This window comes from Streptomyces sp. NPDC057002, from assembly GCF_042673825.1.
In the GTDB taxonomy this organism is placed as follows: Bacteria; Actinomycetota; Actinomycetes; order Streptomycetales; family Streptomycetaceae; genus Streptomyces.
Genome location: NZ_JBHURZ010000008.1, coordinates 266,893 through 292,107, shown reverse-complemented (window position 1 = coordinate 292,107; position 25,215 = coordinate 266,893). Strand labels below are relative to the sequence as shown.

The 25,215-nt window shown below is 71.6% G+C and carries 25 protein-coding genes; 19 read left to right on the top strand and 6 right to left on the bottom strand.

Going from position 1 to position 25,215, the window contains the following annotated elements; all coding sequences use genetic code 11:
* The first annotated feature begins 21 nt into the window (after positions 1-21).
* Complete coding sequence (locus ACFT32_RS34510; RefSeq protein WP_382497120.1) at positions 22-714, top strand: trimeric intracellular cation channel family protein; 693 nt, start codon at positions 22-24, stop codon at positions 712-714.
* On the opposite strand, the gene ACFT32_RS34505 is transcribed toward ACFT32_RS34510, so the two are convergent.
* Entirely contained in the window at positions 605-1,840 is a 1,236-nt protein-coding gene (locus ACFT32_RS34505; protein ID WP_382497118.1) for an alpha/beta hydrolase, read from the bottom strand. The two genes, ACFT32_RS34510 and ACFT32_RS34505, sit on opposite strands and share 110 nt — an antisense overlap.
* Positions 1,841-1,983: 143 nt before the next feature.
* Here ACFT32_RS34505 and ACFT32_RS34500 point away from each other — a divergent pair, with 143 nt between their 5' ends.
* The gene (locus ACFT32_RS34500) at positions 1,984-2,844 is read left to right on the top strand and encodes a thioesterase family protein (RefSeq protein WP_382497116.1); all 861 of its coding nucleotides are present in this window, start codon (positions 1,984-1,986) and stop codon (positions 2,842-2,844) included.
* A gap of 641 nt (positions 2,845-3,485) precedes the next feature.
* On the opposite strand, the gene ACFT32_RS34495 is transcribed toward ACFT32_RS34500, so the two are convergent.
* Positions 3,486-4,124 (bottom strand): TetR family transcriptional regulator, encoded by a 639-nt coding sequence (locus ACFT32_RS34495; protein WP_382497114.1) that lies wholly within the window; start codon positions 4,122-4,124, stop codon positions 3,486-3,488.
* Positions 4,125-4,239: 115 nt separating this feature from the next.
* Here ACFT32_RS34495 and ACFT32_RS34490 point away from each other — a divergent pair, with 115 nt between their 5' ends.
* The 3 genes from ACFT32_RS34490 to ACFT32_RS34480 all read left to right on the top strand — a co-directional run bounded on the left by ACFT32_RS34490 (position 4,240) and on the right by ACFT32_RS34480 (position 6,020).
* Positions 4,240-4,407: a hypothetical protein gene (locus ACFT32_RS34490; RefSeq protein ID WP_184598666.1), complete on the top strand. Its 168-nt coding sequence runs from the start codon at positions 4,240-4,242 to the stop codon at positions 4,405-4,407.
* A gap of 36 nt (positions 4,408-4,443) precedes the next feature.
* Complete coding sequence (locus ACFT32_RS34485) at positions 4,444-4,710, top strand: DUF4190 domain-containing protein (RefSeq protein WP_382497112.1); 267 nt, start codon at positions 4,444-4,446, stop codon at positions 4,708-4,710.
* Between the two features lie 140 nt (positions 4,711-4,850).
* Positions 4,851-6,020, top strand: coding sequence for a cysteine desulfurase family protein (locus ACFT32_RS34480; protein ID WP_382497110.1), 1,170 nt, complete (start codon positions 4,851-4,853; stop codon positions 6,018-6,020).
* Between the two features lie 37 nt (positions 6,021-6,057).
* Here the strand turns inward: ACFT32_RS34480 and ACFT32_RS34475 are convergent, their stop codons facing one another.
* Positions 6,058-6,723 carry an N-acetylmuramoyl-L-alanine amidase gene (locus ACFT32_RS34475; protein ID WP_382497108.1) on the bottom strand — a complete coding sequence of 222 codons (666 nt, stop codon included), beginning with the start codon at positions 6,721-6,723 and terminating at the stop codon, positions 6,058-6,060.
* A gap of 60 nt (positions 6,724-6,783) precedes the next feature.
* On the opposite strand from ACFT32_RS34475, the gene mnmA reads away from it, so the two are divergent.
* Complete coding sequence (mnmA, locus tag ACFT32_RS34470) at positions 6,784-7,914, top strand: tRNA 2-thiouridine(34) synthase MnmA (protein ID WP_382497106.1); 1,131 nt, start codon at positions 6,784-6,786, stop codon at positions 7,912-7,914.
* Between the two features lie 10 nt (positions 7,915-7,924).
* Here the strand turns inward: mnmA and ACFT32_RS34465 are convergent, their stop codons facing one another.
* The gene (locus ACFT32_RS34465; RefSeq protein WP_382497104.1) at positions 7,925-8,707 is read right to left on the bottom strand and encodes an alpha/beta fold hydrolase; all 783 of its coding nucleotides are present in this window, start codon (positions 8,705-8,707) and stop codon (positions 7,925-7,927) included.
* Between the two features lie 61 nt (positions 8,708-8,768).
* Positions 8,769-9,092 carry a DUF427 domain-containing protein gene (locus ACFT32_RS34460; RefSeq protein ID WP_382497102.1) on the bottom strand — a complete coding sequence of 108 codons (324 nt, stop codon included), beginning with the start codon at positions 9,090-9,092 and terminating at the stop codon, positions 8,769-8,771.
* Between the two features lie 80 nt (positions 9,093-9,172).
* Here ACFT32_RS34460 and ACFT32_RS34455 point away from each other — a divergent pair, with 80 nt between their 5' ends.
* From ACFT32_RS34455 to gatB, 10 genes are all read left to right on the top strand, one after another.
* Positions 9,173-9,976 (top strand): class I SAM-dependent methyltransferase, encoded by an 804-nt coding sequence (locus ACFT32_RS34455; protein WP_382497100.1) that lies wholly within the window; start codon positions 9,173-9,175, stop codon positions 9,974-9,976.
* Positions 9,973-10,512 (top strand): TIGR00730 family Rossman fold protein, encoded by a 540-nt coding sequence (locus ACFT32_RS34450; RefSeq protein ID WP_382497098.1) that lies wholly within the window; start codon positions 9,973-9,975, stop codon positions 10,510-10,512. The genes ACFT32_RS34455 and ACFT32_RS34450 overlap by 4 nt, the downstream gene beginning before the upstream one ends.
* 26 nt (positions 10,513-10,538) lie before the next feature.
* The gene (locus tag ACFT32_RS34445; protein ID WP_382497422.1) at positions 10,539-11,237 is read left to right on the top strand and encodes an SDR family oxidoreductase; all 699 of its coding nucleotides are present in this window, start codon (positions 10,539-10,541) and stop codon (positions 11,235-11,237) included.
* A gap of 31 nt (positions 11,238-11,268) precedes the next feature.
* The gene (locus ACFT32_RS34440; protein WP_382497096.1) at positions 11,269-12,276 is read left to right on the top strand and encodes a methionine synthase; all 1,008 of its coding nucleotides are present in this window, start codon (positions 11,269-11,271) and stop codon (positions 12,274-12,276) included.
* A 15-nt stretch (positions 12,277-12,291) separates the two neighbouring features.
* A complete protein-coding gene (ligA, locus tag ACFT32_RS34435; protein ID WP_382497094.1) occupies positions 12,292-14,487 on the top strand; it encodes an NAD-dependent DNA ligase LigA in 2,196 nt (731 codons plus the stop codon).
* A 259-nt stretch (positions 14,488-14,746) separates the two neighbouring features.
* Complete coding sequence (locus tag ACFT32_RS34430; RefSeq protein WP_382497092.1) at positions 14,747-17,044, top strand: putative bifunctional diguanylate cyclase/phosphodiesterase; 2,298 nt, start codon at positions 14,747-14,749, stop codon at positions 17,042-17,044.
* 126 nt (positions 17,045-17,170) lie between these two features.
* Entirely contained in the window at positions 17,171-17,467 is a 297-nt protein-coding gene (gene gatC, locus ACFT32_RS34425; RefSeq protein ID WP_018531282.1) for an Asp-tRNA(Asn)/Glu-tRNA(Gln) amidotransferase subunit GatC, read from the top strand.
* 6 nt (positions 17,468-17,473) lie between these two features.
* On the top strand, positions 17,474-18,967 hold the full coding sequence (gene gatA, locus ACFT32_RS34420; RefSeq protein ID WP_382497090.1) for an Asp-tRNA(Asn)/Glu-tRNA(Gln) amidotransferase subunit GatA: 1,494 nt from the start codon (positions 17,474-17,476) through the stop codon (positions 18,965-18,967).
* Positions 18,964-19,203 (top strand): hypothetical protein, encoded by a 240-nt coding sequence (locus ACFT32_RS34415; RefSeq protein WP_382497088.1) that lies wholly within the window; start codon positions 18,964-18,966, stop codon positions 19,201-19,203. The genes gatA and ACFT32_RS34415 overlap by 4 nt, the downstream gene beginning before the upstream one ends.
* 15 nt (positions 19,204-19,218) lie before the next feature.
* Positions 19,219-20,733 carry an Asp-tRNA(Asn)/Glu-tRNA(Gln) amidotransferase subunit GatB gene (gene gatB / locus ACFT32_RS34410; RefSeq protein ID WP_382497086.1) on the top strand — a complete coding sequence of 505 codons (1,515 nt, stop codon included), beginning with the start codon at positions 19,219-19,221 and terminating at the stop codon, positions 20,731-20,733.
* 69 nt (positions 20,734-20,802) lie between these two features.
* Here the strand turns inward: gatB and ACFT32_RS34405 are convergent, their stop codons facing one another.
* The gene (locus ACFT32_RS34405) at positions 20,803-21,606 is read right to left on the bottom strand and encodes a methyltransferase domain-containing protein (RefSeq protein ID WP_382497084.1); all 804 of its coding nucleotides are present in this window, start codon (positions 21,604-21,606) and stop codon (positions 20,803-20,805) included.
* Positions 21,607-21,797: 191 nt separating this feature from the next.
* Here ACFT32_RS34405 and ACFT32_RS34400 point away from each other — a divergent pair, with 191 nt between their 5' ends.
* The 3 genes from ACFT32_RS34400 (at position 21,798) to ACFT32_RS34390 (ending at position 25,196) form a co-directional block, all read left to right on the top strand.
* Positions 21,798-22,241 carry a hypothetical protein gene (locus tag ACFT32_RS34400; RefSeq protein WP_382497082.1) on the top strand — a complete coding sequence of 148 codons (444 nt, stop codon included), beginning with the start codon at positions 21,798-21,800 and terminating at the stop codon, positions 22,239-22,241.
* Positions 22,242-22,399: 158 nt separating this feature from the next.
* Complete coding sequence (locus ACFT32_RS34395; protein ID WP_382497080.1) at positions 22,400-24,646, top strand: MMPL family transporter; 2,247 nt, start codon at positions 22,400-22,402, stop codon at positions 24,644-24,646.
* Positions 24,624-25,196 (top strand): GNAT family N-acetyltransferase, encoded by a 573-nt coding sequence (locus ACFT32_RS34390; protein WP_382497078.1) that lies wholly within the window; start codon positions 24,624-24,626, stop codon positions 25,194-25,196. The genes ACFT32_RS34395 and ACFT32_RS34390 overlap by 23 nt, the downstream gene beginning before the upstream one ends.
* Positions 25,197-25,215: the final 19 nt, after the last annotated feature.

Sequence of the window (25,215 nt, the reverse complement as noted above, 5' to 3'; positions counted from 1 at the left end):
CCGGGGGGCGGGGGCTCGGCCATGGGTAAAAATGTTCGGGTGCTCCAGGAACTCTTCACCCCGTCCGTCCAGCACTCGCTCGAGCTGATCGGCATCTTCGTCTTCGCGATCTCCGGCGCCCTGCTGGCCGTCCGGAAGAACTTCGACGTGTTCGGCATCGCCGTCCTCGCCGAGGTCACCGCGCTGGGCGGCGGTCTCTTCCGCGACCTGGTCATCGGGGCCGTACCGCCCGCCGCCTTCACGGACCTGGGGTACTTCCTCACCCCGCTCCTCGCCACCCTCCTGGTCTTCTTCCTGCACCCCCATGTGGAACGCATCCAGGTCGCCGTGAACGTCTTCGACGCGGCCGGCCTCGGCCTGTTCTGCGTCGCCGGGACGACGAAGGCGTACGAGTACGGGCTCGGCCTGACCGCCTCGGCCTGTCTGGGCCTGGCGACCGCGGTGGGCGGGGGCGTGCTGCGTGATGTGCTGGCCAACGAGGTGCCCTCGCTGCTGCGCTGGGACCGCGACCTGTACGCGGTCCCGGCGATCGTCGGCGCCACGATGGTCGTGCTGTGCATCCGCTACGACGTCCTGTCCCCGCTGACCAGCGCCCTCGCGGTGATCACGGCCTTCGTACTGCGCCTGCTCGCGATGCGATACCACTGGCGAGCTCCGCGGGCGTGGCACCGGCGGTCGACGGTGAGCGAGGAGGAGCAGCCCCTCCTGCCGTGACGGGATGGTCGCCCGTCATCTCCGTCAGCCAGCGGAACGCCGGGACCACCTGCGGCCGCCACAGCGCCATGGTGTGACCTCCCGCGCTGCTCGGCACGAACACCACGTGCACGGTCGTCGGGGCCTTCGCGGCCTGTTCCAGAGCCACGGCAGCCTCGTAGCCGTCGTGCGGCTGGCCGGAGAGGTAGAGCGCGATCCGCGGCGGGGCGGGAGCCCCGCGCAGCAGCAGGTAGGGGTTGTTCTCGGCGCGCAGGGCGGGGTTCTGCGCGGCGAGCGAGTCGCGTTCGCCGATCGGGTCGTTGTAGCCGGACAGGCTGACGGCGGCCCGGTAGCGGTCGGGGTGGGCGACGGCGAGCTTGGCCGCGCAGTGCGCCCCGGCCGAGTAGCCGGCGACGGCCCAGCCCCCCGGGGCGGACTCGGCGCGGAAGTTGTCCATGACCATCCTCGGCACATCGACGCTCAGCCAGGTGTCGGCGTTGACGGTGCCCGGGATGTTGGCGCACCCGGTGTCCACCCCGGGCAGCAGGCTGGTGCGCGGGGCGACCAGGATGAACGGGGCGATCTGCCCGTCCCGCATCAGCGGCAGCAGCTGCTCCTGCGCGTGCAGCGAGCCGAACCAGGCCTTCGCCGAGCCGGGGTAGCCCGGCAGCAGCTCGACGACCGGGAAACGGTGATGCCGATACGCCGGTTCGTCGTACTGCGGCGGAAGCCAGACGTAGACCTCGGCGTTCACGCCCGATACCCGGCCCTTGAGCTGGGTGACCCGTACCCCGCCGGCCGCGCGCATTCCGGGCCCGGTGGCAGGCTCGAAGGCCTGGCGCACCTTGGGCAGCCGCTTCAGGGCGAGGCCGCCGGTGCCGTCGGCGCCCAGATCGGCCGCCTGCCGCACATGGTCGCCGGTGCCGAGCAGATCGCCCCAGGTGTCGTACAGGCTGTTGGCGTTGTTGACCAGGGTGAAGACCAGGGCCACGGCCGTCCCCTGCGCGAACAGCAGCATCAGTGTCCGGGCCGCGGCGCGCAGGGGCCGGGGCCCGCGGAGGCGCGACCAGAGGACCAGCGGCAGCACGAGGGCGACGACGGACAGCACGACCAGCGTGCAGAGGAACGGGGTCCCGGTGAGGCTCATGCCCCTACAGAGGACGGGAACGGCCCGCGGGTGTACGGACGAGTCGGACACTTACCGAGATATTGCCCGGGTCTCACCCGGCGGGAGTGCTGGGCAGGGTGAGAAAGCTACCGCTTAGTAGTTAGTTCTTGTACTGTTCAGTCATGCCAGAAGCAGCCTCCGCCCCGGCCGTCCGGGCCACGATCGGCGACAGCGAGTTCGACCGCGACACCGCGCTCACCCTCCGCGCACCCGGCGTCTACGACATCGACCTCTCCGCCGGCTGGACGATCATCAGCGCCGTCAACGGCGGCTACCTGCTGGCCGTCCTGGGCCGCGCGCTCGCGGACGCCCTGCCGCACTCCGACCCGTTCACCGTCTCGGCGCACTACCTGACCGCGTCCCAGCCCGGCCCGGCGGTCGTCCGCACGGACGTCGCCCGCACCGGCCGCACCCTCTCGACCGGCCAGGCCTCCCTCTTCCAGTACGACGACGAGGGCCGCGAGGTCGAACGCATCCGCGTCCTCGCCTCCTACGGCGACCTGGACGCCCTGCCCGACGACGTCCGCACGACGGCCGAGCCGCCCGCGATCCCGCCCATGGAGCAATGCTTCGGCCCCGAGGACGGGCCGGCCCCCGTCGACGGCAGCTCGGCCATCGCCGACCGCCTGATGCTCAAGCTGGACCCCTCGACGCTGGGCTGGGCCCTCGGACAGCCGTCCGGCAAGGGCGAGATGCGCGCCTGGTTCGGGCTCGCGGACGGCCGCGACCACGACCCGCTTTCCGTGCTGCTCGCGGTGGACGCCCTGCCGCCCACCGCCTTCGAGATCGGGATCAAGGGCTGGGTCCCCACGGTCGAGCTGACCGTGCACGTCCGCTGCCGCCCCGCGCCGGGCCCCCTGCGCGTCTCGATCACCACGCGCAACCTCGCCGGCGGCTTCCTGGAGGAGGACGCCGAGGTCTGGGACAGCGCCGGCCGGCTGGTCGCCCAGTCCCGGCAGCTCGCCCGGGTCCGGCTCGGCTGAACTTTGCCTCACTGACAGGCAGATCACAGGGCGTCCCGAGGGGAGTCCTGAGCGGCGTTGGTTGAGTGCTCGCCTCAGGACTTCCTCATCCTCCCTGGAGCTGTCTCTCATGAAGCGTGCTCGTCTCCTTCCCGCCGTGGCCCTGCTGGCGTTGTCGCCCCTCGCTCTGGCGGCCTGCGGCTCGGGTGACTCCTCGTCGTCCTCGAACAGCGGCGGCGGCTCCGGACAGCAGCAGGCCTGCCAGGCCCCGTCGGGGGCGCCTTCGGGAGCCCCTTCCGGGGCTCCGTCGGGTGTTCCTTCCGGTGCGCCCTCGGGGGCTCCCTCCGGGGCGCCTTCGGGAGCCGCTTCCGGAGGTGCCAAGCCGTCGGGAGCGCCGTCCGGGGCGCCTTCGGGCGCGCCCAGTGGTGCGCCGGGCGGCGCTCAGGGCGGCGGGCAGGGCGGTCCCGGCGGGGGTCAGGGCGGCGGCTGCGGTGCTCCGGGCGGCGGCGGTCAGGCCTCGGGCGGGCAGGGGCAGCAGACCCCGCAGGCGCAGAAGGAGCAGTAGGCGTAGAGGTGCGGGGGCCCGGCCGGGCCCCGGGATACGACAGGGGCGGCGTGCTCGGCGAACGGGCGTGCCGCCCCGCCGCGTTGCGCGCCGGGTGTCAGTCCAGCCAGTGGTGGCGGCCGAGGCCGATCAGCCGCATCTGGCGGGTCGCCACCTGCGTGACGTGCCGGGTCCGCTCCGCGCGCTCCTTCTCCGGGCCCTCCAGTGCCTCAAGGAAGAGCGACGCGGTGATCAGCATCTGGTCGACGTAGAGGTGCGCGAGCATCAGAAGGTCGTCCTCGGTCCAGCCCTCGGACACCGAGTCCTTGGCCAGTTCGTCCTTGACCTCCCGCGCGAAGCGGGCCAGTTGCTCCCGTATCGCCTCCCGTACCGGCTGGACTCCGCCATGGCGTTCACGGGCGATGAACCGGACATGTGCGGGGTACCCGTCGACGTGACGGGCGATCAGCTCGATGGCACGCGTGATGCGTTCCTCGTGGTCGCCCGTCGCGGACACCGTCGTCCGGATCATCGGGTGCAGGCTGCCCAGCGCCTCCTCGACCAGGGCCACGCCCAGATCCGCGGTGGAGCGGAAGTGCCGGTAGAAGGCCGTCGGGGCGACACCCACGGCGCGCGTGACCTCGCGCAGCCCGAGGCTGCTCAGGCTCTGCTCCTCCAGCAGCCGCAGGGCCGCGTCCAGGAGTGCCTGCCGGGTCTTCTGTTTCTGGGCCTGCCGGATGCCGAGGGTGTGACTCATACCATGCAGTTAACAACTGTTCTCTGGAATTGGAAAGTCATGGGAGGCGCTAGACTGGGAAGTCAGTGAACAACTGTAACCACAACCGTTCACCGAAACCCTGGGGGCTCTTCCCATGCTGTTCATCGTCGCCGCACTCCTGCTGCTGGGGGTCGTGCTGGGCACCGTGGCCCACGCGCCGCTCACCTTCTCCGTCGCCGCCGGCGTGGTCATCGCCGCCTGGCTCGGCATCTTCGCGATCCGCGAGCGCCACAGCCGCCGGCGCCACACGCAGGCCCACTGACCACCGTCCCGCCGACCCGACTGGGAGTCGATCATCATGCAGCTCACCGCTCCGGCCACGCGCCGCACCGGAATCCGCGACACCGACGGCATGGCCGTCGCGTCCTTCGTCCTCGGCCTCCTCGGCCTGCTCGTCCTCAACCTCTTCCTCGGCCCGACCGCCATCGTGCTGGCGAGCGTCGCCCTGTGGCGCGGCACCGCGCGCCCCGGCCGCGCCTACCTGGGTCTGGGCCTGGGCATCGCCGACCTGCTGGTGCTGGCGGCGTTCATGGAGTTCGACAGCACGATCTCCTGGAGCTTCTGAGCCGCCGTCGGACGACCGTGCGCCGGCACGGCGCGGCCGGGCCCGGGGACGACGGGCCGCAGCCGCGCGGGAAAGCGGTTCACGTTCGGCCAACCTTGCTCTGAGGCCCGTGGAACCGGAGCCGTAGAATCGGGCTCACCATGGCTTACCTCGACCACGCCGCGACCACCCCGATGCTCCCGGAGGCGGCAGAGGCGCTCACCGCGCACCTGGGTGCCACCGGCAACGCCTCCTCCCTCCACGCATCCGGCAGGCAGGCCCGCCGTACCGTCGAGGAGGCCCGCGAGACCCTCGCCGAAGCCCTCGGCGCCCGCCCCAGCGAGGTCGTCTTCACCTCGGGCGGCACGGAGGCCGACAACCTCGCCGTCAAGGGCCTGTACTGGTCACGCCGCGACGCCGACCCGGCCCGCACCCGCGTCCTCGCCAGCCCCGTCGAGCACCACGCCGTCCTCGACGCCGTCCACTGGCTCGGCGAACACGAGGGCGCCACCATCGAGTACCTGCCCGTCGACGCCCACGGCCGCGTCCACCCGGACGCCCTGCGCGAGGCGATCGCCCGCGACCCCGACGACGTGGCCCTCGCCACCGTCATGTGGGCGAACAACGAGATCGGGACGATCCTGCCGATCCGGGAACTCGCCGACGTGGCAGCGGAGTTCGGTGTCCCCCTGCACTCGGACGCCGTCCAGGCCTTCGGCCAGATCCCCGTGGACTTCGCCGCCTCGGGCCTTGCCGCGATGACGGTGTCCGGCCACAAGATCGGCGGCCCCTACGGCATCGGCGCACTGCTGCTCGGCCGTGAGCACGCCCCCGTACCGGTCCTGCACGGCGGCGGCCAGGAACGCCATGTGCGCTCCGGCACCCTCGACGTACCCGCCATCGCCTCCTTCGCGGTCGCCGGGCGGCTGGCCGCCGAGCAGCGCGAGTGGTTCGCCCGCGAGGTCGGCGCCCTGCGCGACGCCCTGGTCACCGCCGTCCGCTCGGCCGTGCCGGACGCGATCCTCGGCGGCGACCCCGCACCGGAGGGCCGCCTCCCCGCCAACGCGCACTTCACCTTCCCCGGCTGCGAGGGCGACTCCCTGCTGCTCCTGCTCGACGCCCAGGGCATCGAATGCTCCACGGGCTCCGCCTGCACCGCCGGCGTCGCCCAGCCCAGCCACGTCCTCCTCGCCACCGGCACCGACCCCGACCTCGCCCGCGGCACCCTCCGCTTCTCCCTGGGCCACACCTCCACCGAGTCCGACATCAAGGCTCTCGCGAAGGCCATCGGCCCGGCGGTGGAACGGGCACGGGCGGCGGGGCTGACGTAGCGCGGCGGGGCTGACGTAGCGCGCCGGGGCCGGCCGGTCAGGCCGGAGCCGTACGCGCCCGCTTCACCAGGCGCATGTACTTGTCCCAGTCCCAGTGCGGCCCCGGGTCCGTGTGGTCCGTGCCCGGGACCTCCACGTGGCCGATGATGTGCTCGCGGTCGACGGGTATGTCGTAGCGCGCGCAGATGCGGGCCGTGAGGCGGGCGGAAGCTTCGTACATCTCTTCCGTGAGGTCCTGCGGGCGGTCCACGAAGCCCTCGTGCTCGATGCCGACACTGCGTTCGTTGTAGTCGCGGTTGCCCGCGTGGTACGCCACGTCCAGCTCGCGGATCATCTGCGCGACGTGCCCGTCCTGGCGGACGATGTAGTGCGTGGCCGCCTTGTGGCCCGGGTCCTGGAAAGCCTTCACCGCGCTGTCGAAGCTGCCCTGTGTGACATGGACGATCACCATGTCTATGCCGAAGTCGTCGGGGCGGTCCGCCCGGCGCCAGTTCGCCTCCGACGCCGCCACCCAGCGCGCGCCCGCGAAGTCCACCTCGCCGTCCTTGCGCGGCTTCTCGACGCCGGGAGTCCGCCACCACAGGCGCGCGAGCTCGTCCCTGGCCAGCACGGCCGTGCCCGCCGCTGCCGCCGCCCCGCCGATCAGCAGCGCGCGACGCCCGACCTTCCGGTCGCCGTCCTTCGAAGCCTTCCGCTGTCCCATGTGATCGTCAACGGATACTCGTGAGCCCTGGTTCCCGCGCCCCCGTACCCTGGAAGGGCTATGACTGAAACCCCGCAGCGCTCCCGTCCCCTCCGCGTCCTGGCCGCCATGTCCGGCGGAGTCGACTCCGCCGTCGCCGCCGCCCGCGCGGCCGAGGCCGGCCACGATGTGACCGGCGTCCACCTCGCGCTCTCCGCGAACCCCCAATCCTTCCGGACGGGCGCGCGCGGCTGCTGCACCATCGAGGACTCGCGCGACGCCCGCCGCGCCGCGGACGTCATCGGCATCCCGTTCTACGTGTGGGACCTCGCCGACCGTTTCCGCGAGGACGTGGTCGAGGACTTCGTCGCCGAGTACGAGGCCGGCCGCACCCCCAACCCCTGCCTGCGCTGCAACGAGAAGATCAAGTTCGCCGCCCTCCTCGACAAGGCGCTCGCGCTGGGCTTCGACGCGGTGTGCACCGGCCACTACGCCAAGGTCGTCACACTCGCCGACGGCACCCGTGAGCTGCACCGCGCCTCCGACATGGCCAAGGACCAGTCGTACGTCCTGGGCGTGCTGGACGACAGGCAGCTCGCCCACGCGCTCTTCCCGCTCGGCGACACGGTCACCACGAAGGACGAGATCCGCGCGGAGGCCGAGCGCCGGGACCTGGCGGTGGCCAAGAAGCCCGACTCGCACGACATCTGCTTCATCGCCGACGGCGACACCCAGGGCTTCCTGGCGGACCGGCTCGGCAGGTCCGAGGGCGACATCGTCGACGAGTCCGGCACACGGATCGGCACGCACGAGGGCGCCTACGGCTTCACCATCGGCCAGCGCAAGGGCCTGCGCATCGGCACCCCGGCCCCCGACGGCAAGCCCCGCTACGTCCTCGACATCTCCCCGGTGGACAACACGGTCACGGTCGGCCCGGCCGCCGCGCTGGACGTCAGCGCCCTGACCGCGATCAAGCCGCGCTGGTGCGGTGCCGCCCCCACCGGCCCCGGCACCTACACGGCCCAGCTCCGCGCCCACGGCGGCGAGACCGAGGTGCGTGCCGAACTCGTCGACGGCTCCCTGGAGGTCACCTTCACCGAGCCGGTCCGCGGCGTCGCCCCCGGCCAGGCGATCGTGCTGTACGACGGCACGCGTGTGGTGGGCTCGGCGACGATCGCCTCGACGACCCGGGCGCCGGCGGGCGTGGCCTGACGCGGGCCCGTCAGCCCTGCAGGAAGAAGTCCGTCAGCACCGGCGCCAGCACATTCGGCTCGACCATGTGCGTCTGGCCCTGGAGCGTGCGGTACGCGCCCGTGGGCACCGAGTCCGCGATCGCCCGGGCCGCCTCACGCAGCCAGCCGGGGCTCGCGTCGCCCGCGACCGCCAGGACGGGGACGCCCACCGCGGCCAGCCGGTCGCGGGGGACCCGGCCGTCGCGCATGACGGCGTCGTCGTAGGCGAGGCTCGCGGCGATCGACTCCATGCCGGCCCACATGGGGGACTGGCGGGCGCCCTGGATCATCCCCTCGGCCAGACCGGCCAGCCGCAGGAACAGCTCGACCGCGTCCCCGCGCCGTCCCTCGCCGAGCGCCTCCGTCAGCCGGACGGTGTACTCCGCGCGCTCCTCGGCGCCCTCCTCGGACATCGCGAACGGCGTCTCGTACACCGCGACGCGGCGCACCGGCAGTCCGCTGGCCGCCGCCTCCAGGGCCAGCGCCCCGCCCGACGAGATGCCGTACAGGAGCGCCTCGCCGCCCACCGCCTCGATCACCGCCGCCAGGTCCTCGAGCTCACGCTCCACGGCGTACGGCGCGGTGTCCCCGCTGGCACCGCGGCCCCGCCGGTCGTACACGACGGCCTGGAAACGCTCCGAGAGCGACACAGCCAGCGGCGCCAGGGTGCCGCCCGTCGACATCGCGCCGCTCACCAGGACGACCGCGGGGCCCTGTCCGGTGCCCTCGTAGGCGATGCGGGTGCCGTCGCGCGAAAGGATCTTCTTGTCCATGCTCATGCAGACTGCCGCACGGCAGGGTGTTCATCGGTGAGGCGGGCCGTGCGTCAGCCGATCACATCACTTCCACCTCGTAGAAGCACAGGTGGTCCTTGATCTCCGCGACGTCCGGCTTGGGGTCCGGATACGCCCACACGAGGTCCGCCGCGTCCGGCAGCGACCAGTAGGAGGCGTCGCCCTTGAAGGGGCAGTGTGTCCGGGTGCCGGACGGTGCGAGCAGGTCCAGGCGCACGTCCTCGGCCGGGATGTAGAACCGCTCGGGACAGCCCGTCTCGCGCAGGACCAGCGACCGGTCACTCTCCGCCAGGATCTGTCCGCCGTGCACCACGCGCACGTGCCGCCCGCTCGGTTCGACGGTGATGCGATGCCCTCTGGTCACGATCGCCCTCCTTGGGTAGCCGAGTCCTTCGATACAGCGCACGCTGTAGCGGAGTTCTTCCCTCGCCGCAGGAGGCCCCCATGCGAGCAGCCGAACCGGCCGGAAACCGCAGCACCCTGGCCCACCAGGTCAGGTACGCCCTGCGCCACCCGGGGCGGGTACCGGCGCACGCCCGGCGCGCGGCGCGGGACGCCTGGCTGCGGCTGCGGTACCGCGACCACATCTCCTACTACCGCGCCGTCATGGCCTCCGACGCGGCCCGCAGCGCGGAGGCGGCGGTCGGGCACAACCCCTCCCGCGAGGCGTGGACGCGCATCGGGCGCATGCAGTTCGACTACCTGGTGGGGCACGGCCTCCAGCCGCAGCACCGGATGCTGGAGATCGGCTGCGGCAATCTGCGCGCCGGACGCCTGTTCATCGACCACCTCGAGGCCGGCCACTACTACGGCATCGACATCTCGCCGCACATCCTGCTCGCCGCCCAGGACACCCTCGTGTCCGAGGGCCTCCAGTCCAAAATGCCCTACCTGGCGCTCGCCGACGACCTCACCTTCGCCTTCCTGCCCGACGCGCACTTCGACGTCGTGCACGCGCACAGCGTCTTCTCGCACTCGCCGCCGCACGTCATAGAGGAGTGCTTCGCCCACGTCGGCCGGATCCTCGCGCCCGGCGGCTTCTTCGACTTCACGTTCGACCGCACCGAGGGCGAGGAGCACCAGGTGCTCCACGAGGACTTCTACTACCGGACCCGGACGCTGACCGAACTCGCCGCGAAGCACGGCCTGAACGCCCGGTTCATGGACGACTGGGAGGAACTCCCGCACCGGCAGTCCAAAATGCGGGTCACCACGGCGCCCGACCGTGCCCGTACGGTGGGCTCATGAACATCTGTGTCTTCCTTTCCGCCGCCGACCTCGACGAGCGCTACACCCGGCCCGCACGGGAGTTCGCCACCCTGCTGGGCAAGGGCGGACACACCCTCGTGTGGGGCGGCTCCGACGTCGGCCTCATGAAGGTGGTCGCCGACGGGGTGCAGGAGGCGGGCGGCCGGCTCACCGGCGTCTCCGTGAAATTCCTCTCGGCGAAGGCCCGCCCGGGCGTCGACGAGATGGTCGTCGCCGAGGACCTCGCCGAGCGCAAGAAGCTCCTCCTGGAGAAGGCCGACGCCGTGGTCATCATGGTGGGCGGCACGGGCACCCTCGACGAGGCGACCGAGATCCTGGAACTGAAGAAGCACGGCCACACCGACAAGCCGGTCGTGCTGCTCAACACCGCGGGCTTCTACGACGGTCTGAAGCAGCAGTTCCGCCGCATGGAGGACGAGGGCTTCCTCCCCCGCCCGCTCACCGATCTGGTGTTCTTCGCGGAGGAGCCGGTGGGCGCCCTGGCCTACCTGGAGGAGAGCCGCGGCATCGAGTGACCGAGGCCCCTGACGCTGATGCGAGCATGGCGGGCATGGCTACTCATGTGATCACCGGAGCGGGCTCCGGCATCGGCGCGGCCGTGGCCCGCCGTCTGCACGCGCGCGGGGACGAGCTCGTGCTGCACGCGCGCGACGCGGGCCGGGCGAAGGAGCTGGCGGCCGAGTTCCCGGGGGCGCGGACCCTCGTCGGCGACCTGGCCGACCCCGACAAGCTCTCCTGGGCCTTCTCCCACCAGTCGCTGCCCGACCGCGTGGACTCCCTGCTGCACATCGCCGGGGTCGTCGACCTCGGCCCGGTCGGCGACCTCACCCCGAAGACCTGGCGCCACCAGCTCAACGTCAACCTCGTCGCCCCCGCCGAGCTGACCCGCCACTTCCTGCCCCAGCTGCGCGTCGCCCGCGGCCACGTGGTGTTCGTCAACTCCGGCGCCGGCCTCAACGCCCACGCCGGCTGGTCCGCGTACGCCGCCTCCAAGCACGGCCTGAAGGCCCTCGCCGACTCCCTGCGGCACGAGGAGCACGGCAACGGCGTCCGCGTCACCTCGGTCTACCCCGGCCGCACGGCCAGCCCCATGCAGGCCAAGGTGCACCAGCAGGAGGGCAAGGAGTACGACGCCGCCAGGTGGATCGACCCGGAGTCCGTGGCCACGACGATCCTGACGGCCCTGGACCTGCCGAGGGACGCCGAGGTCAACGACCTGACGGTGCGGCCCGGGAACTGACCCCGGCGGAGCCGCTGCGTAGGCTTCTCCGGTGAGCGAAAACAGCCAGTTCAGGTTCGGCGCCGCCACCGGTGTGGGGTCCATGCCGGAAGGCGACGCCCGAGAAGCCGCCAAGACCGTCACCGGAACCTTCGAGGATTTCCCCTACCTGCCCGAACTGCCCGCCCGGGGACCGGGAGCGGACATGATCGGCCGGACCGCCGGACTGCTCGTCGAGCTGTACGCGCGCGTGGAGCCCAGCGGCTGGCGCCTCGGGGACCGGCCCGGGCGGGACACCAAACGGGCCCGCTCCTGGCTCGGCGAGGACCTCGACGCGCTGGAGGAGTTCACACAGGAGTACGAAGGGCCGCTGAAGGTCCAGGCCGTCGGGCCCTGGACCCTCGCCGCCAACCTGGAGCTGCGCAACGGCGAGGCCGCCCTCTCCGACCCCGGAGCCTGCCGCGACCTCGCCGCCTCCCTCGCCGAGGGCTTGCGTCTGCATCTCGACGAGGTGCGGCGACGGATCCCCGGCGCACACGTCGTCCTCCAGCTCGACGAGCCGTCCCTCACCGCCGTCCTGCGCGGCCAGGTGAAGAGCGCCAGCGGCTACCGCACCCACCGGGCCGTCGACCGCCAGATCGTCGAGGCCACGCTCCGCGACGCCGTCGGGGTGCACGCCGACGGCCCGGTCGTCGTCCACTCCTGCGCACCGGACGTCCCGTTCGCCCTGCTCCGCCGGGCGGGCGCGGCGGCCGTCTCCTTCGACTTCTCCCTGCTCACCGAGCGTGACGACGACTCGATCGGCGAGGCGGTGGAGGCCGGCACCCGGCTCTTCACCGGTGTCGTCCCGGGCGCGGAGGGCCCATTGTCAGACCCTGCCGGTAGCGTCATGGGTGTCAGGACGCTGTGGCGCAGGCTGGGGCTGTCACCGGGGCTTCTCGCGGAGGCGGTCACAGTCACCCCGGCGTGCGGACTCGCGGGGGCCTCCCCGGGGTACGCGCGCACGGCTCTCGCCCACTGCGTCCGGGCGGCGAGATCTCTCGCGGACAACCCAGAGTAACGGGAGGACGACACGGTGGCCGGGGACAAGCAAGCGGAGACGACGACGGTGCCCGCCGAGGCACGGGAGAAGCACGCGCGCCTCGCTGAGCAGATCGAGGAGCACCGCTTCCGGTACTACGTGAAGGACGCTCCGGTCGTCAGCGACGCGGAGTTCGACCGGCTGCTGCGTTCCCTGGAGGCGCTGGAGGAGGAGCATCCGGAGCTGCGCACCCCGGACTCGCCGACCCAGAAGGTGTCCGGGGCGTACGAGACGGAGTTCACGGCGGTCGAGCACCGCCAGCGCATGCTCTCCCTCGACAACACGTTCAACGACGAGGAGATGGCCGCCTGGACGGACCGTATCGCCAGGGAACTGGGCGAGCAGGACTACCACTTCCTGTGCGAGCTGAAGGTCGACGGCCTCGCCGTGAACCTCACCTACGAGCACGGCCGCCTCACCCGCGCGGCGACCCGCGGCGACGGCCGTACCGGCGAGGACATCACCCCGAACGTCCGGACGATCGCCGAGATCCCCGAGCGCCTCAAGGGCGACTCCGTTCCCGACCTCGTGGAGATCCGCGGCGAGGTCTACTTCCCGATGGAGAAGTTCCAGGAGCTCAACGCCCGGCTGGTCGGGGCAGGCGACAAGCCCTTCGCCAACCCGCGCAACGCGGCGGCCGGTTCACTGCGCCAGAAGGACCCGCGCGTCACCGCCACCCGCCCCCTGCACATGGTGGTCCACGGCATCGGCGCCCTGGAGGGCTTCACCAATCTGACCCGCCTCTCCCAGGCCTACGACCTGCTGAAGACCTGGGGCCTGCCCGTTTCCGGCCACAACCGGGTGGTCGACGGACTGGACGGCATCCGGGAGTTCATCGCGTACTTCGGCGAGAACCGCCACTCCGTGGAGTGGGAGATCGACGGCGTCGTCGTCAAGCTCGACCAGATCCCGCTCCAGGGCCGCCTCGGCTCCACCTCGCGCGCGCCGCGCTGGGCCATCGCGTACAAGTACGCGCCGGAGGAGGTCAACACCAAGCTCGTCAACATCCGCGTCGGAGTGGGCCGCACGGGCCGGGTCACGCCGTACGCGCAGGTCGAGCCGGTCACGGTCGCGGGCTCCGAGGTCGAGTTCGCCACGCTGCACAACCAGGACGTGGTCAAGGCCAAGGGCGTCCTCATCGGCGACACCGTGGTGCTGCGCAAGGCCGGTGACGTCATCCCCGAGATCCTCGGGCCGGTCGCCGACCTGCGCGACGGCAGCGAGCGCGAGTTCGTGATGCCGAGCGAGTGCCCCGAGTGCGGTACGGCGCTGCGGCCGATGAAGGAGGGCGACGTCGACCTGCGCTGCCCGAACGCCCGCACCTGCCCGGCCCAGTTGCGCGAGCGGCTGTTCTATCTCGCGGGCCGCAAGGCGCTGGACATCGAGCACTTCGGCTATGTGGCGGCGGCGGCCCTCACCGCGCCGCTGGAGCCGAAGGACCCGCCGCTGGTCGACGAGGGCGACCTGTTCGACCTCACCATCGACCGGCTGCTCCCCATCAAGGCGTACGTCCTCGACTCGGACAGCGGCCTGCCCAAGCGCGACCCGAAGACCGGCGAGGAGAAGGTCGCCACGATCTTCGCGAACCAGGAGGGCAACCCCCGCAAGAACGCGCTCGCCATGCTGGAGAACATCGCGGCGGCGAAGCAGCGGCCGCTCGCCCGTATCCTCACCAGCCTGTCGATCCGTCACGTCGGACCCGTCGCGGCCGAGGCACTGGCCAGGGAATTCCGCTCGATCGAGCGCATCGACCAGGCCTCGGAGGAGGAACTGGCGGTCACCGAGGGCGTCGGTCCGACCATCGCCGCCTCCCTCAAGCAGTGGTTCGCCGAGGACTGGCACCGCGAAATCATCCGTAAGTGGAAGGCCGCCGGCGTCCGCATGGAGGAGGAGAGCACCGGCGAGGACGAGGGGCCGCGCCCGCTCGAAGGGCTCACCGTCGTCGTCACCGGCACCCTCGAACACTTCACACGGGACGGCGCCAAGGAGGCGCTGCAGAGCCGCGGAGCGAAGGTGACCGGCTCGGTTTCGAAGAAGACGTCATTCGTCGTTGTGGGTGACAGCCCCGGATCGAAATACGACAAGGCGATGCAGCTGAAGGTGCCGGTCCTGAACGAGGAGGGTTTCGGCGTCCTGCTGGAGCAGGGGCCGGACGCGGCGGCCGAAGTCGCGCTTTCGGCCGAGGAGTAGCGGTTGAAGGCCACCCGTTCAGCGCATATCAGATGCATACGGGTGGCCGGGGCGCATTCGGGCAACCGTCCGCGACCGCTGCCCGTGGAAGCCTTCTGCGGCCTACTGTTGAGATGTGCGCCTGCCGTGCCCAGCTGCGGTCGGGGCATCTTCGTGCTCGCACAGAGCGCGGGGAAGGGTTTTCCAACGCGGGCCGCCCAAGGGTTGTCGGGCACCGGGCCGCGGGGCGTGGGCACCGCCGGCTGTGAGAGGGACGGGAATGGAACCGACCGAGAGCGCCGTGCCGGGCGCACGGCTGCGCCTGCGCCGCATGGCGGTCGCATGGCGTGCGGTCCGCGGGGTCGGACGGCCGGCGGTGCGTCCGGGTGCGGAGATGCGCGCCGTCGGACAGTACACCGCGGACGGGCGGGCCGTCGGGCGGCGCGCCGCGGCGGACGGCCGTGGCGCCGCGCAGCCGGCCACCGAGCACACCCCCGGGCTGACCGGCGAGGACACGGACGGCGAACGGCACCACTCCTGGCCCGCGCTGCCCGCCGCGGTCGTCGCGGCGGCCGGGTTCGTCCTGGGCGCCGGCTTCTACCGCGCCTTCACCGGCGGCCACGCGCTGTTCCCGTCCGGCACGCCGGGCTGGGCGCTGGCCGTGCTGACCGGCATCATCGTCGGCCACCTCGTCATGCTCGGCCGCTCCCGCTGGTGGGGCGGCACCGGCTCGGGCGCCGCCCTCACCCTCGCCGTGCTGCTGCTCTACGGCTGGGTACCGGCCGGCATGGTCAGCCTCACGGTCGTCGTGCTGGTCGGCGTCGCCCGCCGCAACCGCTGGCGCCAGGGCGTGCTGCACGGCTCGGTCGACCTCCTCGGCATCGGCGCCGGCGCTCTGGTGCTCGCCGCGTTCGGAACCGTGCCGTCCGTCGAGTCGCCCGCGCAGCCCGCCGCCTGGACGCTCACCACCGCACCCCAGGTGGCCCTGGTCGCCGCCGCCTACCTCATGGTCACCCGCGTCCTGCTCTGGTATCTGCACGCCCCGCGCCCAGGGCTGCCCACCGTCGCCCGTACCGCCCTGGTCAGACAAGGCCTGGTCGCGGTCGCGCTGCTGGGAATCGCGCCGCTGGTCTGCGTGGTGGCCGTGGCCAAGCCGATCCTGCTGCCCCTGTTCTCCATCCCCCTCATCGCCCTGGACTCCACCCTCTGGATAGCCCGGGCCCGGGCCGAGGAGCAGCTGCGCGACCCGCTGACCGGGCTGCCCAACCGGCAGTGGCTGCTGGAGCGCATCTGGACCGCACTGGACGACGCCGAGCGGATCGACGCCCGCGCCGCCCTGATGCTGATCGACCTCGACCGGTTCCGGTCGGTCAACGACACGCTGGGTCATCTCGCCGGAGACCGGCTGCTGCTGCAGATCGCCGACCGGCTGCGGGTGGCGCTGCCGCGCGGAGCGGAGGCCGCCCGGCTCGGCGGAGACGAATTCGCCGTCTTACTGCCGGTAGCCGACTCCACGACCTCCGCGACCCGGGTCGCCCGGGGCCTGGTCACCGCGCTCAGCTCCCCCCTCGACCTCGACGGCCTCACCCTCGTCCTGGAGGCCAGCGCCGGAGTCGCCGTCTTCCCCGACCACGCCCTGGACGCCGAAGGGCTGCTGCGGCGGGCGGACGTGGCGATGTACCAGGCGAAGCGGGACCGTACGGGCGTGGAGGTCTACGAGTCCAAGCGCGACTCGAACACCCCCGACCGGCTCGGCCTGCTGGGCGATCTGCGCCGCGCCCTCGAAGCCAATGAAGTGCATCTGCACTACCAGCCGAAGGTCCGCTTCGACGGACAGGTCGTGGGCCTGGAGGCCCTGGTCCGCTGGGTGCACCCGGAGCGGGGCAAGGTGCCGCCGGACGAGTTCATAGCGATCGCCGAGTCCTCGGGCCTCATGCCCCACCTCACCGAATACGTCCTGGAGGCCGCGCTCGGCCAGGTCGCGCGCTGGCGGTCCCAGGACCTGTTCGTACCCGTCGCGGTGAACGTCTCCCCGCGTGATGTCCACACCCCCGGCTTCGCCGGCTCCGTCGCCGCCCGGCTGGCCCGGCACGGCGTCCCCGCGGGAGCGCTCCAACTGGAGATAACGGAACACGTCCTCCTGGAGGACCCGCAGCGCGCCGCCGACACCCTCAACGCCCTGACCGGGCACGGCGTCAAGATGTCCCTGGACGACTTCGGCACGGGGTACTCCTCGCTCGTGCACCTGCGCCGGCTCCCGGTCAGCGAACTGAAGATCGACCGCTCGTTCGTGGCCCGGCTCGCGGTCGACACCGAGGACGCCGAGATCGTGCGCTGCACGGTCGACCTCGCGCACTCCCTCGGCCTGCTCGTCGTCGCCGAGGGCGTCGAGGACGACGAGACCTGGGAGCGCCTGCGCGACCTCGGCTGCGACGCCGTCCAGGGCTGGCTGGTCGCCGCCGCGATGCCCCCCGACGAGACCACGGCCTGGCTCCGCGCCCGGGGTTCCCGCGGCTGGCAGCGGCCCCGCGCCGCCCTCCCGGCGGCGACGGCGGACGACTCGGGCCGGGTCGGCTAGTCACCGGATCCTGAAGCGCTCCGGCGGAGCCGGGGCGCGAAGGCCCGCCAACCGTTTCACGGGCATGGCCTCCGGCCCCATAGGATTAGGCCAAACCAACATTCACTCACCCCAGAGGATCGCTGCATGCCTGGCATCACGCGCGAGGAGGTCGCCCACCTCGCCCGGCTGGCGCGTCTGGAGCTGAAGCCCGAAGAGCTCGACCACTTCGCGGGACAGCTGGACGACATCATCGGCGCGGTCGCCCGCGTCAGCGAGGTCGCCGACCAAGACGTACCGCCGACCTCGCACCCGCTCCCGCTGACGAACGTCATGCGGGCGGACGAGGTCCGTCCGTCGCTCACCCCCGAGCAGGCGCTCTCCGGCGCCCCGGCCCAGGAGCAGCAGCGTTTCAAGGTGCCGCAGATCCTGGGGGAGGACTAAGAAGTCATGACGGACATCATCAAGCTCACGGCCGCCGAGACCGCCGCGAAGATCGCCTCCGGCGAGCTCACGGCCGTCCAGGTCACCGAGGCCCACCTCGCCCGCATCGAGGCCGTCGACGAGAAGGTGCACGCCTTCCTGCACGTCGACCGCGAGGGCGCCCTCGCCCAGGCCCGTGCCGTCGACGAGAAGCGCTCCAAGGGGGAGAAGCTCGGTCCGCTGGCCGGCGTTCCCCTGGCGCTCAAGGACATCTTCACCACCGAGGGGATCCCGACCACCGTCGGTTCGAAGATCCTCGAGGGCTGGATCCCGCCGTACGACGCGACGCTCACCAAGCGCCTGAAGGCCGCCGACGTCGTCATCCTCGGCAAGACCAACATGGACGAGTTCGCCATGGGGTCCTCCACCGAGAACAGCGCGTACGGCCCGACCGGCAACCCCTGGGACCTCACCAAGATCCCCGGCGGCTCCGGCGGCGGTTCGTCCGCTGCGCTCGCCTCCTTCCAGGCCCCGCTCGCCATCGGCACCGACACCGGCGGCTCCATCCGCCAGCCCGCCTCCGTCACCGGCACGGTCGGCGTGAAGCCGACCTACGGCGCGGTGTCGCGCTACGGCATGGTCGCCTTCTCGTCCTCCCTGGACCAGGGCGGCCCCTGCGCCCGCACGGTCCTGGACGCGGCCCTGCTGCACGAGGTCATCGCCGGGCACGACCCGCTCGACTCGACGTCCATCGACGAGCCCGTCCCGGCGGTCGTCGAGGCCGCCCGCAACGGCAGCGTCGAGGGCATGCGCGTCGGCGTCGTCAAGCAGTTCCGCGGCGAGGGCTACCAGGCCGGCGTCATCCAGCGGTTCGACGAGTCCGTCGCGCTGCTGAAGGAGCTGGGCGCCGACATCGTCGAGCTGGACTGCCCGTCCTTCGACCTCGCGCTGTCGGCGTACTACCTGATCGCGCCCTCCGAGTGCTCCTCCAACCTCGCCCGCTTCGACGGCCTGCGCTACGGCCGGCGGACCGGCGACGACGGCTCGCACTCCGCCGAGGAGGTCACCTCCCTCACCCGTGAGGCGGGCTTCGGCCCCGAGGTGAAGCGCCGCATCATGCTCGGCACCTACGCCCTGTCGAGCGGCTACTACGACGCCTACTACGGCAGCGCCCAGAAGGTCCGCACGCTGATCAAGCGGGACTTCGACAAGGCGTTCGAGCAGGTCGACGTCATCGTCTCGCCGACGACCCCGACCACCGCCTTCGCGATCGGCGAGCGCGCCGACGACCCGATGGCGATGTACCTCGCCGACCTGTGCACCATCCCGACCAACCTGGCGGGCAACGCGGCCATGTCGCTGCCGTGCGGTCTCGCCCCGGAGGACAACCTCCCGGTCGGCCTGCAGATCATCGCCCCGGTCATGAAGGACGACCGCCTTTACAAGGTGGGAGCCGCCGTCGAGGCCGCCTTCGTGGAAAAGTGGGGCCATCCGCTGATCGAGGAGGCTCCGTCGCTGTGAGTGCACTGACCAAGGCCAAGGGCTTCAAGAAGTCCAAGTCCGGCACGTACCTGTCCATGGCCGGGACCGCGTTCGGCGCGTTCGGCGTCGCCAAGCGGCTGAAGAAGGCCCGCGCCGAGCAGGACACGCTGGTCCTGATCGACGCCACCGTGTCCGCCGTCGCCATCGTCACCGGCCTCGCCATCCTCTACCGCGAGCTGAAGCGGCTGGGCGACGACGACGTCCTGCTGGGCTGAGAGGGAAGTTTCACCGTGACCACCACGACCGACCTGGCGTCGTACGAGGAAGCACTCGCGTCGTACGACCCCGTCATGGGCCTCGAGGTCCATGTCGAACTCGGCACCAAGACCAAGATGTTCTGCGGCTGTTCGACCGCGCTCGGCCAGGACGCCAACGCGCAGACCTGCCCGGTCTGCCTGGGCCTGCCCGGCGCGCTCCCGGTCGTCAACGCGACCGGCGTCGAGTCCGCCATCAAGATCGGCCTCGCGCTGAACTGCGAGATCGCCGAGTGGTGCCGCTTCGCCCGGAAGAACTACTTCTATCCGGACATGCCGAAGAACTTCCAGACCTCCCAGTACGACGAGCCGATCGCCTTCAACGGCTACCTCGACGTACAGCTGGAGGACGGCGAGACCTTCCGCGTGGACATCGAGCGCGCCCACATGGAGGAGGACACCGGCAAGTCGACGCACGTCGGCGGTGCGACGGGCCGTATCCACGGCGCCTCGCACTCGCTCCTCGACTACAACCGTGCCGGCATCCCGCTCATCGAGATCGTCACCAAGCCGATCGAGGGTGCGGGCGAGCGTGCTCCCGAGGTCGCGCGGGCGTACGTCCGTGAGCTGCGCGAGCTCATCAAGGCGCTCGGCGTCTCCGAGGCCCGTATGGAGATGGGCCAGATGCGCTGCGACGTGAACCTGTCGCTGCGCCCGCACGGTCGCGAGAAGTTCGGCACGCGTTCCGAGACGAAGAACGTCAACTCGCTGCGGTCCGTGGAGCGTGCGGCCCGCTTCGAGATCCAGCGGCACGCGGCCGTGCTCTCCTCCGGCGGCACGATCATCCAGGAGACCCGGCACTTCCACGAGGACACGGGGTCGACGACCTCGGGCCGCGTGAAGGAGGAGGCCGAGGACTACCGGTACTTCCCGGAGCCCGACCTCGTGCCGGTGGCCCCATCGCGCGAGTGGGTCGAGGAGCTGCGGGCCGCGCTGCCCGAGCTGCCGCTGGTCCGCCGCAGCCGGCTCCGTGAGGAGTGGGGCGTCTCGGCCGTCGACATGCAGGCGATCCTCAACGCCGGTGCGCTGGAGCCCATCGTCGCCACCATCGAGGCCGGGGCCGACGCCGCCTCCGCCCGCAAGTGGTGGATGGGCGAGCTGGCCCGCAGCGCCAACGAGTCGGGCAAGGCGCTCGACGAGCTGGCGATCACGCCGGAGCAGGTCGCCCGGGTCACCGAGCTGGTCACCAAGGGCGACCTGAACGACAAGCTGGCCCGGCAGGTCATCGAGGGCGTCCTCGCGGGCGAAGGCACCCCGGACGAGGTCGTCGACAAGCGCGGTCTGAAGGTCGTCTCCGACGAGGGCGCGCTGGGCACGGCCGTCGACGAGGCCATCGCCGGCAACCCGGGCGTCGCGGACAAGATCCGCGGTGGCAAGGTGGCCGCGGCCGGCGCCCTGGTCGGCGCGGTGATGAAGGCGACCCGGGGCCAGGCCGACGCGGCACGCGTCAAGGAGCTGATCCTGGAGAAGCTGGGCGTCAGCGAGGGCTGACGCCCGCGGACCCGACAGGGGGGATGCACCGGACCCGGTGCATCCCCCCTGCTCATGTGCTCATGTGCTCTACAGGCGGCGCCCCACGACCCGGACGAAGCCGAGCGTGCCGCCCTGGTCGAGACGCAGCATCTCGGCGCACTGGCCGGCCATCCGGATGTGCCACTCGTCCGTGTGCTCGTCGGCGACGACCTCGCACCAGCGCAGCCAGTCGCGCCAGCCGTCCTCGAGCCAGTCGGCCGTCTCGACCTCCACGGCCCCGCTGCGGGTCCAGTGGCGACGCCACCAGGCGGCCGTGTGGAAGCACCAGAATCCGGGCTCCCAGAACGGCTTGAGGTGCTCCGGCGGCTCGACGCCGTCGATCTCCTCGCGCAGCGCCGGTACGACGACACCGATCCGCCCGCCGGGCTTCAGCAGCCTCGTCAGCTCGGGCAGGTACAGGTCGTTCGTGCCGAAGTACTGGTAGGCGTCGACGGAGACGATCGAGTCGAAGCTGCCCTCGCCGAACGGCAGGTCGTGCGCCTCGGCGAGCACGGGCAGGACACGGTCGGCCACGCCCGCCTCGGCGATGCGCGGGGCGTTCTCGCCCGGCTTGACCCACAGGTCGGCGGCGGTGACCGACACGTCGTACTCCTTGGCGAGGAAGATCGACGTCATGGCGCGTCCGCAGCCCAGGTCGAGCACGCGCGAGCCGGGGCTCAGGGTGTCGAGCCCCAGGGCCGGGGCCAGCCACTCCAGCAGCCAGAGCGCGTGCGGGCCCATCTGGTTGTCGATGGTCCAGCGGGCGTCGTAGCGGTTGCTGCGCGGGTAGCGGGGGTGGCCGGTGCGGTCAGAGAGGGGGTCGTTCGGGGTCCGGGAAGTGATGTCCGACATCGGTGAACGGGCTCCTTGAGTCCTTGAGGAGAAAAGGGGATGCGTAGGAGCTCGGTCGGACCGTCAAACAATGCACCTGCTTCGGCCGGGCGGCGGGCTGCCGCGGGCGTTTCCTCGGACCGGCGGACGCTAACAGGGGGCCGCACGACCCCGCACCCGGTTTTCCTTCACGACGCGCTACCGTCTCGGCCATGAGTGGACGCGCTGATTCCGACACCGACGCAGAGATAGCGGACTCGGAGGCGGCCCCCGTTCAGGAAGCCGACCAGGACGAGGAGCCGGACGACGAGCCGGACGACGACGCGGACGATCCGGACGACGACGATCCGGATGACGATGACGATGACGATGACGATGACGATGACGATGACGATGACGATGACGATGACGAGGACGCCCGGCGGGCCCGCTGGACCGCCGCCGGGACCGGTGCCCTGCTGACCCTCGCGGGCCTGTCCGCGGCGCTGCTCCGCCTCACCCGCCCCGCCCCGGCGCTCGTCCCGGCGGCGTACGCCTGCGGCGCGCTCGTGTGCGCCGGCGCCGCCGTACTGGGCTCCCGGGGACGCACCCGGCGGGCGCTGTGGCTGCTGATCGCGGGGACGATGGTGATGGCGCTGGGGGACCAGTTCGACTGAGCCCGGCCGTTGTGAATAAGCCCACGAAAGCGACAAACGATCTCGTGCGCCTGTAAGAGTGGCTCCGCATTGCTCATGCGTTCTTTGCTGGATGTTCAGGTCATGGACGACTGCTCCCGGTCAAAGATCCACAAAAAGTCACCCTGGGAGCACGTTTCGTGGCAGCCCTAGCACGCTGGTGTGTCCAACGCCGTCTGGTCACCGTTCTGCTCTGGCTCCTCGCCTGCGCGGGGGTGGCCGCGGGCGCCGCCGTCGCAGGCTCCGCGTACTCGAACGACTACCAGGTCCCCGGCACCGAGTCGGGCCGCGCCACCCAGCTGCTGCACGAGGGCTTCCCGCAGCTCGGCGGCGACAGCGACACCGTCGTCTGGCACACCACGTCCGGCACCGTCCGCGCCGCCGACGTCGAGCAGACCATGACCCGCACCCTGGACCGGGTCGAGAACCTGCCCGGCGTGGCCTCCGTGACCAGCCCCTACGACGGGCCGGGCACGGGCCGCGTCAGCGAGGACGCCCGTACGGCGTACGCCACGATCACCTTCGACGACCGGGCCGAGGACATCGACCAGGGCGAGGCCAAGGCCGTCGTCGACACCGCGAAGAGCGCGGAGACCGACGGGCTCCAGGTGGAGCTGGGCGGCAGCGCCGTCGCGCTCACCCAGTCCTCCGGCGGGCACATCGCCGAGATCGTCGGCGTGGTCGTCGCCGCGGTCGTGCTGTTCCTCGCCTTCGGCTCGCTCGCCGCCTCCCTGCTGCCCATCGCCACCGCACTGGTCGGCGTGGGCACCGCCTACGCGGGGATCGTGCTGCTCGGGCACGCCATGACCGTCGCCGACTTCGCCCCCATGCTCGGCATGCTGATCGGGCTCGGCGTCGGCATCGACTACGCGCTGTTCATCGTGACGCGCCACCGGCGCGGGCTGAAACGCGGGCTTTCGGTCACCGAGGCGGCCACGAACGCCGTCGCCACCACGGGACGGGCGGTGGTCTTCGCGGGTGCCACCGTTTGCATCGCCCTGCTCGGCATGCTGATCCTGCGGCTCAGCTTCCTCAACGGCGTCGCCATCGCGGCCAGCCTGACCGTGGTCCTCACCGTCGCGGCCTCCGTGACCCTGCTGCCCGCCCTGCTGTCCTTCATCGGCACCCGCGCGCTCAGCCGCCGTGAACGCCGCCGCCTGGCGGAGCACGGGCCCGAACCGGAACTGCCCACCGGCTTCGCCGCCCGCTGGTCGGCGTTCGTGGAGCGCCACCCCAAGGTCCTCGGCGCGGTCGCCCTGGTCGTCATGGCCGTCCTCGCGCTGCCCACCTTCTCCCTACACCTGGGCACCTCTGACCAGGGCAACGACCCCAAGGCGGCCACCACCCGCCAGGCCTACGACCTGCTCGCCGACGGGTTCGGCCCCGGCGTGAACGGTCCGCTCACCCTCGTCACGAACGTCGACGGAGCCGACGACAAGCTCGCCCTGGACAACCTCGACGGCACCCTCCGCGCCACCGACGGCGTCGCCTCGGTCACCCCGGTGACCTTCGACTCCGGCGGTCACACCGCGTACCTGACCGTCGTACCGGAGTCCTCGCCGCAGTCGAAGCAGACCAGCGACCTCGTCGACCGGCTGCGCGACGAGGTGCTGCCGCGTGCCGAGACGGGCACCTCGCTCGACGTGCAGGTCGGCGGCATGACGGCCGGCTACGACGACTTCGCCGACGTCATCGTCTCCAAGCTGCCCGTCTTCGTCGGAGTCGTCATCGGCCTGGGCTGTCTGCTGCTCCTGCTCGCCTTCCGGTCCGTCGGCATCCCGCTGAAGGCCGCCGCGATGAACGTCGCCGCCGTGGCCTCCGCCTTCGGGGTGGTGGTCGCGATGTTCCAGTGGGGCTGGGGCAGCGAACTGCTCGGCCTCGGCAGCGCGGGCCCCATCGAGCCCTTCCTGCCGGTGATCATGGTGTCGGTGCTCTTCGGCCTCTCCATGGACTACCAGGTGTTCCTGGTCAGCCGGATGTACGAGGAGTGGCTGGAGACCGGCGACAACCGGCGAGCCGTGCGCGTCGGCCTCGCCGAGACCAGCCGGGTGATCAACTCGGCGGCGGTCATCATGATCTCCGTCTTCCTGGCCTTCGTCCTCAGCGGCGACCGCGTGATCGCCATGTTCGGCATCGCCCTGGCCGCCGCCGTCGCCCTGGACGCCTTCGTCCTGCGGACGCTCCTCGTCCCCGCCCTGATGCACATGCTCGGCGGCGCCAACTGGTGGCTGCCCCGCTGGCTCGACAAGCGCCTGCCGAGGATCAGTATCGAACCGCCCGAGGCCCGGGCCGCCCATGAGAGGCTGGCCGCCGCGACGGACGCCGAGGTGGCGGACGTCCTGGCGGAGGAGGAGCGGCAGCGGGATGTACGCGATATCCCTGGGTGACGACGCCGAGCTGAGGCCCCTCGAGCCCTGGCACGCCGAAGAGTTCTTCGCGCACCTGGAGCGGGGCAGGGACTTCATCGGGCAGTTCATCAGCTTCGGGTCGCAGGAGACGGACGTGGAGTCCGCGCGGGCCATGCTCCAGCGGTACGCCGACATGCGCGCGGCCGACACCCGCTCGCTGCACGGCCTGTGGCTGGAGGGCAAGCTCGTGGGCGGCGTGCTGTTCCTGAACTTCGACGCGGCGACCGGCAACTGCGAGGTCGGCTGCTGGCTGGAGCCCGCCGGGACGGGACGCGGCCTGGTCACCCGGGCCATGCGCGTCCTCATCGACTGGGCGGTCGAGGAGCGCGGCATTCACCGGATCGAGTGGGTCGCCGCTTCCGGAAACCGGGCGAGTCTGAACGTGGCACAGCGGCTCGGCATGACCCGCGACGGTGTGCGACGCGAGGCGCACCCCTATCGTGGCGTACGGCACGATCTCGAAGTCTGGTCGGTGCTGGCGCCCGAGTGGCGGGCCGCACGCGCGCGTGCCGCTCACAACGATCATTAAGAGACTTCTCAGACAGCGA

Bases quoted from the DNA above. Each gene is read 5' to 3' on its own strand.
- ACFT32_RS34490 (WP_184598666.1), top strand. From the start codon at position 4,240: ATGCTGTTCATCGTCGCCGCACTCCTGCTGCTGGGGGTCGTGCTGGGC.
- ACFT32_RS34465 (WP_382497104.1), bottom strand. From the start codon at position 8,707: ATGGACAAGAAGATCCTTTCGCGCGACGGCACCCGCATCGCCTACGAG.
- ACFT32_RS34405 (WP_382497084.1), bottom strand. From the start codon at position 21,606: ATGTCGGACATCACTTCCCGGACCCCGAACGACCCCCTCTCTGACCGC.
- ACFT32_RS34430 (WP_382497092.1), top strand. From the start codon at position 14,747: ATGGAACCGACCGAGAGCGCCGTGCCGGGCGCACGGCTGCGCCTGCGC.
- ACFT32_RS34505 (WP_382497118.1), bottom strand. From the start codon at position 1,840: ATGAGCCTCACCGGGACCCCGTTCCTCTGCACGCTGGTCGTGCTGTCC.
- ACFT32_RS34445 (WP_382497422.1), top strand. From the start codon at position 10,539: ATGGCGGGCATGGCTACTCATGTGATCACCGGAGCGGGCTCCGGCATC.
- mnmA (WP_382497106.1), top strand. From the start codon at position 6,784: ATGACTGAAACCCCGCAGCGCTCCCGTCCCCTCCGCGTCCTGGCCGCC.
- ACFT32_RS34500 (WP_382497116.1), top strand. From the start codon at position 1,984: ATGCCAGAAGCAGCCTCCGCCCCGGCCGTCCGGGCCACGATCGGCGAC.
- ACFT32_RS34390 (WP_382497078.1), top strand. From the start codon at position 24,624: ATGTACGCGATATCCCTGGGTGACGACGCCGAGCTGAGGCCCCTCGAG.
- ACFT32_RS34400 (WP_382497082.1), top strand. From the start codon at position 21,798: ATGAGTGGACGCGCTGATTCCGACACCGACGCAGAGATAGCGGACTCG.
- ACFT32_RS34485 (WP_382497112.1), top strand. From the start codon at position 4,444: ATGCAGCTCACCGCTCCGGCCACGCGCCGCACCGGAATCCGCGACACC.
- gatA (WP_382497090.1), top strand. From the start codon at position 17,474: ATGACGGACATCATCAAGCTCACGGCCGCCGAGACCGCCGCGAAGATC.
- gatC (WP_018531282.1), top strand. From the start codon at position 17,171: ATGCCTGGCATCACGCGCGAGGAGGTCGCCCACCTCGCCCGGCTGGCG.
- ACFT32_RS34480 (WP_382497110.1), top strand. From the start codon at position 4,851: ATGGCTTACCTCGACCACGCCGCGACCACCCCGATGCTCCCGGAGGCG.
- ACFT32_RS34455 (WP_382497100.1), top strand. From the start codon at position 9,173: ATGCGAGCAGCCGAACCGGCCGGAAACCGCAGCACCCTGGCCCACCAG.
- ACFT32_RS34510 (WP_382497120.1), top strand. From the start codon at position 22: ATGGGTAAAAATGTTCGGGTGCTCCAGGAACTCTTCACCCCGTCCGTC.
- ACFT32_RS34475 (WP_382497108.1), bottom strand. From the start codon at position 6,723: ATGGGACAGCGGAAGGCTTCGAAGGACGGCGACCGGAAGGTCGGGCGT.
- ACFT32_RS34450 (WP_382497098.1), top strand. From the start codon at position 9,973: ATGAACATCTGTGTCTTCCTTTCCGCCGCCGACCTCGACGAGCGCTAC.
- ACFT32_RS34495 (WP_382497114.1), bottom strand. From the start codon at position 4,124: ATGAGTCACACCCTCGGCATCCGGCAGGCCCAGAAACAGAAGACCCGG.